Source organism: Novosphingobium sediminis, assembly GCF_007991615.1.
GTDB lineage: Bacteria > Pseudomonadota > Alphaproteobacteria > Sphingomonadales > Sphingomonadaceae > Novosphingobium > Novosphingobium sediminis.
In genome coordinates this window covers 42,321-51,322 of record NZ_BJYR01000029.1, presented here as the reverse complement: position 1 = coordinate 51,322, position 9,002 = coordinate 42,321, and the positions used below count along the sequence as shown (strand labels likewise).

General features: G+C 67.5%; 10 protein-coding genes. All 10 read left to right on the top strand.

The window, feature by feature from the left end:
- Positions 1 to 869, top strand: an 869-nt coding sequence (locus tag NSE01_RS19070) for a TraB/VirB10 family protein (RefSeq protein ID WP_218033307.1), incomplete at its 5' end; no start/stop codon positions are given.
- 12 nt (positions 870 to 881) lie between these two features.
- Positions 882 to 1,784, top strand: coding sequence for a DsbC family protein (locus tag NSE01_RS19065; RefSeq protein WP_092960362.1), 903 nt, complete (start codon positions 882 to 884; stop codon positions 1,782 to 1,784).
- A complete protein-coding gene (locus tag NSE01_RS19060; protein ID WP_092960364.1) occupies positions 1,781 to 3,004 on the top strand; it encodes a hypothetical protein in 1,224 nt (407 codons plus the stop codon). The genes NSE01_RS19065 and NSE01_RS19060 overlap by 4 nt, the downstream gene beginning before the upstream one ends.
- 4 nt (positions 3,005 to 3,008) lie before the next feature.
- The gene (gene traC, locus NSE01_RS19055; protein ID WP_147161217.1) at positions 3,009 to 5,615 is read left to right on the top strand and encodes a type IV secretion system protein TraC; all 2,607 of its coding nucleotides are present in this window, start codon (positions 3,009 to 3,011) and stop codon (positions 5,613 to 5,615) included.
- Positions 5,612 to 5,962, top strand: a complete 351-nt coding sequence (locus NSE01_RS19050) for a hypothetical protein (RefSeq protein ID WP_147161216.1) — start codon at positions 5,612 to 5,614, stop codon at positions 5,960 to 5,962. The genes traC and NSE01_RS19050 overlap by 4 nt, the downstream gene beginning before the upstream one ends.
- The gene (locus NSE01_RS19045; RefSeq protein ID WP_147161215.1) at positions 5,949 to 6,518 is read left to right on the top strand and encodes a type-F conjugative transfer system protein TrbI; all 570 of its coding nucleotides are present in this window, start codon (positions 5,949 to 5,951) and stop codon (positions 6,516 to 6,518) included. The genes NSE01_RS19050 and NSE01_RS19045 overlap by 14 nt, the downstream gene beginning before the upstream one ends.
- Positions 6,502 to 7,044 (top strand): S26 family signal peptidase, encoded by a 543-nt coding sequence (locus NSE01_RS19040; RefSeq protein WP_147161214.1) that lies wholly within the window; start codon positions 6,502 to 6,504, stop codon positions 7,042 to 7,044. The genes NSE01_RS19045 and NSE01_RS19040 overlap by 17 nt, the downstream gene beginning before the upstream one ends.
- On the top strand, positions 7,041 to 7,712 hold the full coding sequence (traW, locus tag NSE01_RS19035; protein WP_246135293.1) for a type-F conjugative transfer system protein TraW: 672 nt from the start codon (positions 7,041 to 7,043) through the stop codon (positions 7,710 to 7,712). Before NSE01_RS19040 ends, traW begins: the two co-directional genes overlap by 4 nt.
- Positions 7,709 to 7,975 carry a hypothetical protein gene (locus NSE01_RS19030; RefSeq protein ID WP_147161213.1) on the top strand — a complete coding sequence of 89 codons (267 nt, stop codon included), beginning with the start codon at positions 7,709 to 7,711 and terminating at the stop codon, positions 7,973 to 7,975. The genes traW and NSE01_RS19030 overlap by 4 nt, the downstream gene beginning before the upstream one ends.
- The gene (gene traU / locus NSE01_RS19025; RefSeq protein WP_147161212.1) at positions 7,972 to 8,991 is read left to right on the top strand and encodes a conjugal transfer pilus assembly protein TraU; all 1,020 of its coding nucleotides are present in this window, start codon (positions 7,972 to 7,974) and stop codon (positions 8,989 to 8,991) included. The genes NSE01_RS19030 and traU overlap by 4 nt, the downstream gene beginning before the upstream one ends.
- The last annotated feature ends 11 nt before the right edge of the window (positions 8,992 to 9,002 follow it).

The following is a 9,002-nucleotide window of genomic DNA, read 5'->3' as shown; positions in this document are numbered from 1 at the left end:
ATTCCGGGCCCAATGCACTTTACGGGCGAACCAGTCCGCCAAGCTACCAGGTGGCGGGCGCCCCACGCCTCGCGGGAATGCCAAACACGCCTGCGGGGCAGGCTGCAGCTTCTGCCGCCGGGCTTCCTATCGCGCGCGGCGGCGAGGTCAGTCTCGTCTCTTTCGGTGAAGGCGCGACGAGCGGCACTGGAACCCCGGTGCCGAGGGGCAACACGGTCTATACCGACAGCGCCAATTACCTGCCGCCCAATTCAATTGCAGTCGCCAAGGTGATCGTCGGCGTCGATGCCAATGCCGGGGTCCAGAGCCAGACCGATCCGCTCCCCGTCGTGCTGCGCATCACGGGGCCGGCGCGCTCGGTCTACGACAAGGGGCGGCTGCTCACGACCAACATCGCCGGCTGCCTCGTCAACGGCGCGGCGCGCGCCGACCTCTCCTCGGAGAAGGTCTATGTGAAGCTCCAGCGCATGACCTGCCCGCAGCCGGGCGGCCGCTACGCGGTCTCGGACGTCAAGGGCTTCATCGCCTTTGGCGGCAAGACCGGGGTGAGGGGCCGGGTGGTCAGCCGCGAAGGCGCACTCGTCGGCCAGGCTTTCCTAGCCGGGCTCGCCGGCGGGTTCGGGCGCGGGTTCTCGGCCAACACCAGCTCGGTCCTCCAGGGCGCCAACGTCAATGTGAATGGCCAGCGCCAGAAGCTCGGCACGGGTGAAATCCTCGAAGGCGGATTGGGCGAAGGCGTCGCGACCTCGGCCGACATGGTCTCCAAATACCTGATCGAGCGGGCCGAGCAGTACCAGCCCGTGATCGAGATGCCGACCGGGATCGATGTCGAGATCGTCTTCCTCGAGGGCGTGTTCATCAACGGATGAGGAGTGAAGGCGATGACGTTCCACTTTGCTGATCTGAAACGGCTCAAGCCCACGAAACGCGCCGTCAAGCGTCTGGCCTGGCCGCTTGCGGCCATGGCGCTCGGCAGCGGCGCCTCGCTGGTCTGGGCCAGTGCCGAGGGCGGCGAGCGCCGCCCTTCGCAAGCCGATGTGGCGGTGGCGAGCCTGCTCAAGGAGCGCCTGCCCCGCACCGCGGTCTCCCGCGTCAATTGCCAGGTGGTGGACGGGGTCTGCGAAGTGACCGCCGGCTCGCAGCTATTCTACGTCGACCGGACCGCGCGCTACCTGATGATCGGGCGGGTCTACGACATGCAGACCCGCCAGGACCTGACCGCCGTGCGCCTGCTCGAGGTCAACCCTGACCTCCTCGTCGGCGGGGCGGCAGGCAGCCGCCGCGAAGCCGAAACCACGCAGGCTTCGGCCCGCGGGCTCAATACTTCCGCTGCGCGTGAGACAGGCGCGCAGGGGTCCCCCCGGACGATGTCGCTCGCCGAACTGCCCGAGGCTGGCGGCATCGTCTGGGGCAACCCCGCCGGCAAGACCGTTACGGTGTTCAGCGATTTTCGCTGCGGCTATTGCCGGGCGCTCTCGGCCGAGCTCGAGGCGATGAACGTGCGGGTGATCGAGCGGCCGATCTCGGTGCTCGGCAGCCGCGACCTTGCCAACCAGGTGTTCTGCGCGCGCAACCGCTCCCGCGCGGTCAAGGCGGCCTACGCCGGCGCAGCCATCGCCGACAGCAAGCCCTGCGACACCTCGGCGCTCGATGCCAACGAGCGCTTCGCCCGCGAGGCCGGGATTGCCGGAACCCCGGTGATCGTGCGCTCGGACGGCGCTGTGATCGAAGGCTACCGCCCGCGCGCGGTTCTCGAAACCTGGCTCAAGGCCGTGCGCTCATGACGCTTCTCACGCCCCGGCAACAGTCAGTGTTCCAGCGCGCGGTGCAGCGCCGCTCGCGGGGACAGGTGCGGCTTCCGGCCCTGAATCTTGGTCAATCGGAGGCAATCGCCCTCTGGCACAATCTTGTCGCAGCCTTCGCAAGCGACAGTGGCAAAGGCAGGGGCAGGGCGCTCACCCCCCGCGAACTCATGCTGCTGCGCCAGCGTGCCTGGCAGCGCTCGGCGGGGCATATCGCGCTGTCGCAGGACAGCGTGACGCTCGAGGCCGGGCTGGCGCTCTGGAATCTCGCGGGGCAGATCGAGATGCTTCTTGCGCGGCAGTCGCACGGATATGCAGCGCGGCCGGGCCTTGCACGCGCGGCGAAGGTGGCCGCGCTCGGGCTGGCCGCGACGCAGATGGCGGCCTGCACGAGCCTCTGGGGCGGCAACATCAAGGGCAACTTTGCCTGCAGCGCGCCCGGCGGCACCTGCGCGCCTTCGACCGTGATCGACGACCAGGCGCTTGCCGTCATCCAGAATGCGCGCCCGATGGTGCCGGCCTCAGGGCCCTATTTCCGGCCCCAGTCACGGACCTCAGGTCAGAGCGCCCGGTTGATGCCGACCGGCAGCGGCAGGATCGCCGCAGCCGGGCCAGGTGTCGCCCACCGCGAGCGCCGCGTGCTCAAGGTGGTGTTCCCCTCCTATGTCGATGGCTCCGGCAATTTTCACGAGCCGCGGGTAGTGCACACCGTCGCCGATGCGGGTGGCTGGATGCAGCTGTCCGGCGCCAGCTCGGGCGAGCAGGGTGCGGCGCAGGCCCAAGCTGACGCTGATGCCGCTGCGCCCCTCGCTGCGCAGCAGGCCAATCCGCCCGGCGATCCACAGTCTGCCGTTAGCCACAAGCCTGACGAGCAAGCCGGACTGCCCGGCCCAGGTGCCGTGCCATCGGGAGCCCTGCCCGATCCCAGGGTGGTGGCCGAAGCACGGGCCAAGGGCGCTGCGAGGTCGGCAGGCTCGCCGGTCGATGCGATCAGGGCCGAGGTCGAAGCACGGCTTGGGGGCGCCACCAAGGCTGGCCAACCATCCGCGCCATCACCCGTCCAAGGCGGCACCGCCGCCAAACCGGGAGACGCGGAACCTGCTGCGGCACAGGGCGCGACACAGGGCGCGGCACAAGCTCCTTTCCCGACACCCACGGCCGCCAATCCTCCCGCGTCCTTCTCCGGCAAGGTCGAGGAGTAGAACCATGGCGCGGCGCGGCTTCTGGGACAGCTTCCTCGATCTCCTCTTCGGCGAGAGCGCGCGGCCCGAGGCCGACCGGCCGCTGCTGGGCGCGCCGATGCTGGCAAACTGGCTGCCCTACCGCAGCTACGACGCGAAGTCGGGTCTGTTCATCAACACCGAGTCCATGGGGTTCATCCTCGAACTCGCCCCGATGATGGGAGCGGACGAGCGCAGCGGCGAAATCCTCACGCAATTCCTGTCGGATGCGGTGCCCTCTGGCTGTGAGATCCAGTTGATCCACTGGCAGAGCCCGTCGGTCGGAACCCGCATCGCCGATTGGGTCATGCCGCGCGTTGTCGCCAAGGGCGTCTATGGCCGCGCCGCCGCGCACCGCGCGCGCTGGCTGAGGCGCGGAGCCTGGATGTCGATCTCGCGCGACGCACCGTTCTTCGTGCGCAGCACCCGCCTCATCCTCTCGGTCGGCGCCAGGCTCAGCGGGTCCATCGGTGCCGACGTGCTGTCGAGCGTGCGCGAGAGCCTCAAGGGCACCTGCCAGGCGCTTTCGATCCCGGCGCGCGAAATGGGGCCGGTCGAGCTCATCGCCTTCCTCGACGATTTTCTCTGCCCCTCTGTCGACAATGCCGACCGGCCCGAACACTATTCCGAGCTCGACCCGATCAACGTCCAGTGCATCAGGCGCGATCTCGAGACCCAGGTCACGCCCGACCGAATCGTGCTGAGGACCGAGCGCTTCCGTCCCACCGGAGAAAATGTCGACGGCGCGCCGGTGATCGGCGAGGTCGTCCCCGACGCCTTCGACTGGCGCTTCTTCGCGGTGCGGCACCTGCCCAAGCAATGGGCGCCGTGGGACGTCCAGAAGATCATCGGCGACATGGTCAACGACAAGCTGCGCTTCGGCTGCAACGTCATGACCGTCATGGGCCTCGTCTTCCAGGACGACGAGGCCGTCGCCTCGCGCACCGGCCTCAAGGTCATGCGCACCACCAGCCTTGCCGACAGCCGCTCGGCCCGCTTTCTCCCCCAGCTTTCCGAACAGCGCGACGAGTGGCAGTACGTCCAGGGCCAGATCCGCCAGGGCCGCAAGCTCGCCCAGGTCTATTACGGGGTCGGCGCGCTCTCGCCGCTCGGCAAGGGCGACGTCAACGAGCGGCTCGTCAAATCGGTCTACAAGGCGGCAGGCTGGGACCTCATCGACGAACGCTATTTGCAGGTCATGGGGCTGCTCGCCGCCATGCCGCTGTCGCTGCCGAACGGTCTGACGGCGGATCTGAGGCGCATGAAGCGCTTCAAGACCATGCTGACCACGACCGCCGCCTCGATCGCCCCCTTACAGGGCGAACACATGGGCGGGCCGATCCCGCACGTGCTCCTCATCGGCCGGCGCGGCCAGCCCTTCTTCTGGTCGCCGTTCCAGAACCAGGCGGGCAACCACAACGTCGCGGTCTTCGGCAAGTCGGGTTCGGGCAAATCGGTCTTCCTTCAGGACGTCTGCGCCGCGATGTCGGGCGCTGGCGCCAAGGTTATCGTCATCGACGACGGACGCTCGTTCGAGCACATGGCCAAGGCCTTCGGCGGGGCTTTCGTCGAGTTCAAGCTCTCCTCGGGCTTCTCGCTCAATCCCTTCGACATGATCGATGCCGCCGCATTGACCAGCGACGAGGACGGCGAGGACTACGAGGTCGAATGCCTCGCGATGCTCAAAGCGATCATCGGCCAGATGGCGCGCCAGCAGGACCGCCTCTCCGACACCGAGCGCGGGCTCATTGATTCGGCCGTGAGCGCGGTCTGGCGCGAGAAGCAGCGCGCCGGCACAATCGATGATGTCGCGGCAGCGCTGCGCTCGGCGCCATCGCCCTTCGCCGGCGATCTCGCCGACGCCATGGCGCCGTTCCTCACCGGCGGCACCTATGGCCGCTTCTTTGCCGGCGCCTGCTCGATCGATCTTTCGGCGGGGCTCACCGTGTTCGAGCTCTCGGACCTTTCCTCGAAGCCCGAACTGCGCTCGGTCGCGCTGACCGCGCTCATGTTCCTGACCCTCAGGGTCATGCGCGATCTCGACCGCTCGGTGCCCAAGCTCACCATGATCGACGAGGCCTGGCAATTGCTCGGGGGCGGGCAGATGGGCCAGGCAATCGAGACCTATGCCCGCACCTGCCGCAAGTATGGCGGCTCGCTCATCACCGCAACGCAGTCCTTGAATGACTTTTACAAGTCCGAAGGCTCACTCGCCGCGCTTGAGAACTCGGACTGGTCGGTCGTGCTCCAGCAGAAGGAGGAGACGATCAATGATCTCGCGAAACACCAGCGTTTCGAGATGGACCGCTATACCGAGACGCTGCTGCGCTCGCTGAAGCGCAATGGCACCGAGTATTCCGATGTCCTGATCAAGGGGCCCGAGACGCTCTGCGTTGGACGGCTCGTGCTCGATCCCTATTCGGCGACGCTCTATTCCTCGAGCCCCAGGGTCTTCTCCGAGATCGAGGAGCGGGTGCGCGAGGGGCTGGCGCTCCCCGATGCGATCGAACGCGTTGCTTTCCCCGACTTCGTGCCGCCCGAACCCGGCGCGCCCGACTTCCATGCCGATGAATTCAGGGAGGCAGCCGAATGACCGCTGCGGTCCCTTCGGCCAGTCCGGCGCCAGCCTCGCGCTGGGCGGACGCCTGCTATGCCGCGCTGCGGCTTGCAGGCTGGCTCACGACCTCTTCGGCCATCGTCGCCGCGCTCTGGGTGCTGTTCTTCGTGATGCTGGGCGAGTTCACCTTTGCCGGTGCCGTCCTCCACCTGGGCAACTTCGCGGCGCGTTATGTCGCGGCGGATCTCGAGCGCCGAGCGGCGTTCGAAACCCAATTCTGGATCGCCAGCGCCGTGCTTTTCCTCGTGATCGGTGTGCTGCGCCGCCACGCGCTGCGCGATCTCATCCCCCACAGCAAGGAGACTGCCGATGGCCAGGTCTAAGGCGCCGAGCGGCGATGGCCCGTTGTTCGAGGAAGCGGGCGAGCGGTCAGGCGAGAACCCGCCAGTCGCCCCGCGCCCGGCGAACACGCGCAAACTGGGCTGGATACCGGTCGCGCTTGTCGGCGGCCTCGTTGTCGCAGGGCTCTGGGGCGCCTGGGTGACCAAGAACGTGCTTGCTGCTGGCGACCTGCCACCGATGGCCAAGGTCCAGCTCGCGGGGCTGGTCGGCGAATATGTCCAGGCCCAGGCACGTTCGGCAACCCCGCCCGAGCAGGTCACCTCCGAGACCAGGGCCTTCATGGCCGAGATCCAGCGCAACCTTGCCGCGCGCGGGCAGGCCGGACAGATCGTGCTGGTGGGCGAGGCGGTGCTCGCAGGCGAAGTCCCCGACATCACCGCCGAGCTGCGCCGCGAGGTCTATGCACGGGTCAAGATGCCGCAGGCGGCCACGGCCAATGCCGGCGATGTCATGGGCGCGATGCGGGCGGCGATGGCCATGCCCCCGACCGCCGCCAATGTTCCCACCGGAAACCCGCTCCATGCCCCCGGCAACTGAGCTCTCCGCCCCGGCCGCGCCCGCCAAGCTCGGCCAGCGCGCGCGATGGCTCGCGATCGGCGTGCTCGGCGCAGGTCTTGCCGCCAGCTCGGCGCTTTCACAATGGCGCGACGAGCACGCGGTGCTCATCAACACCACCGAGTCGCTCCCCAACTGGGCCTTCTTCATCGACAAGGGCCGGCTGCCCCAGCGCGGCGATTTTGTCGTGTTCAACCCGCCGAAGAGCGCGCTCATCACCGCGCATTTCGGGGAAAACCCCGCGCCCTTCGCCAAGCGCGCGCTCGGCGTGCCGGGCGATGTGGTGACGCGTGAGGGCAACCGGGTTAAGGTCAACGGCGAAACGGTCGCGACGCTCAAACCCCTGACCAAACGTGGCGAGACGCTGGCGCCCGGGCCGACCGGGCCGATCCCCGAGCGCTGCTACTATCTCGGTACGGCGCATCCCGACGGGTTCGACAGCCGCTATGCCGCAATCGGCTTCGTCTGCGCCGACCGGATCGTCGGCACCGGGGATGCGCTGCTGTGAGGCGGCGGACCCGCCTTGTCCTCGCGCTCGGCCTTGCCGCGCTTGCCGGATGGCCAGCCGCCTCGGCAGTCAGCGCCGCCGACCACGGACAGATGGGCGAGACTTTCCCGATCATCGAAACCGATCTTCTGGCGACGATCGAGACGCGGCTTCGGACCCTCGAAGCCAATGGCGGGATCGAGCGGCTGCAAAACCAGATGCGCGAACAGGCCGTCGCCAGCGTGCGCCGCCCCAAACCGGTCGAGGGGCTCACGCCCGCGACGGCGCGGCGCGAATGGCTCTACGACCCCTCGATGGTGCTCGAGGACGACATTGTCGATGCCAAGGGCCAGCTTATCGCGCCGCGCGGCACCCGGGTGAACCCGCTTGATCATGTGTCTCTCGGCCAGGACCTGGTCTTTGTCGACGGCACCGATGCCGCCCAGATCGACTGGGCGGTGAGGACCTACAGCGCGGCACGCGCCAAGGTGATTTTCGTCGCCGGTTCGCCCTTCGATGCGATGAAGCCCTACCAGCGCCGGTTCTGGTTCGACCAGGGCGGGCAGCTGACCGCCAGGTTCGGCATCCGCCATACGCCAGCGGTCGTGACCGGGGCTGCAGTTTCGAGCGGCGTCAAGGCGCTCAAGGTCAGCGAAGTGCCGCTTGCTCCCAAAGGCCGCGCGTCATGAGGCATCCGCTGCTCGCATTCCTGCTGACCCCGATGGCCGCGCCCGAGACGCCGCGCCTCAAGAGGCTGCGCTGGACCTGGGCCTTCCTCTGCGCGTCGCTTGCCCTCGCGGTCACCCTTAACCAGGCCAGCGTCGGCTTGTTTGGTCCGCTGGGCGCGCTTCCGGCGCTGCTGCTCGCTCTGGCGACCCCGGTGATGGGGATCGTATATTTTCGCGCCAAAGCGCGAGCAGACGCAGCGCATGATCGGGGAGCGGAGGCATGAAGCGGCTGCGCCGACTGGCGCTTGCCACTCTCGCCGTGCTGGCGCTCGCCATGCTTGGCGCCGCACCCGCCAGGGCGAACGCCACCTGCCACGGCAAGTTCGTCAATCCGATCACCGACGTGTGCTGGTCGTGCCTGTTTCCGCTGTCAATCGGCGGGCTTTCGATCTGGAAGGGCTCACGCCCTGATCCCAAGAACCCGACATTTCCCTTGTGCGCCTGCGGCTCGCCGATCCCGCGCATCGGCATCTCGGTGGGCTTCTGGGAGCCGGTGCGACTCGTCGATGTCACCAACAAGGCCTGGTGTTTCCCCAACCTCGGCGGGATCGGGCTCAACCCCGGCTTCGATATCGGCAACGGCCATGTCCAGGGGCGCAGCCAGGTCGGCGGCAAGACCCAGAACTCGTCGCAGTGGCAAGCCCACTACTACATCTATCCGCTGCTCTACTGGATGGAGATCCTCACCGACTTTCTCTGCTTCGAGCAGACCACCTTCGATGTTGCCTATGTAACCGAGCTTGATCCGCTCTGGCAGGATTCGGCACTGACCTCGATCCTCAATCCCGAGGTCGCGCTCTTCGCCAACCCGATCGCCACGGCCGCCTGCGCGGCGGACTGCGTGGCTTCCAACGCGAAGCTCCCGATAGATCAGATGTTCTGGTGCGCTGGCTGCAACGGCTCGATGTATCCCCTCAATGGCCATGTCTCCGCGCACGTCAGCCCGGTCCAGGCCTCGCGGCTTGTCGCGGAGCGCATGCTCTACAAGGTTCACCGCCAGGCGCTCGCCTGGGGGACGATGGGTTCGAAGGCGCTGTGCCACAAGTACCTGATGCCGGTGATGAGGAAGCAGCAGTACCGGCTGCAGATGACCAATCCGGTCTCCACCGTGAAGGGACGCTACGCCTGCGCCCCCATCGGGGCGACGACGATCATCCCCCACACCGGCAAGTCGTTTCCCGTCAAAGGCGAGGACTTTGGCTACCTCGTCTGGAGGAAACGCAATTGCTGCATGTTGTGAAAGGGTTGGCC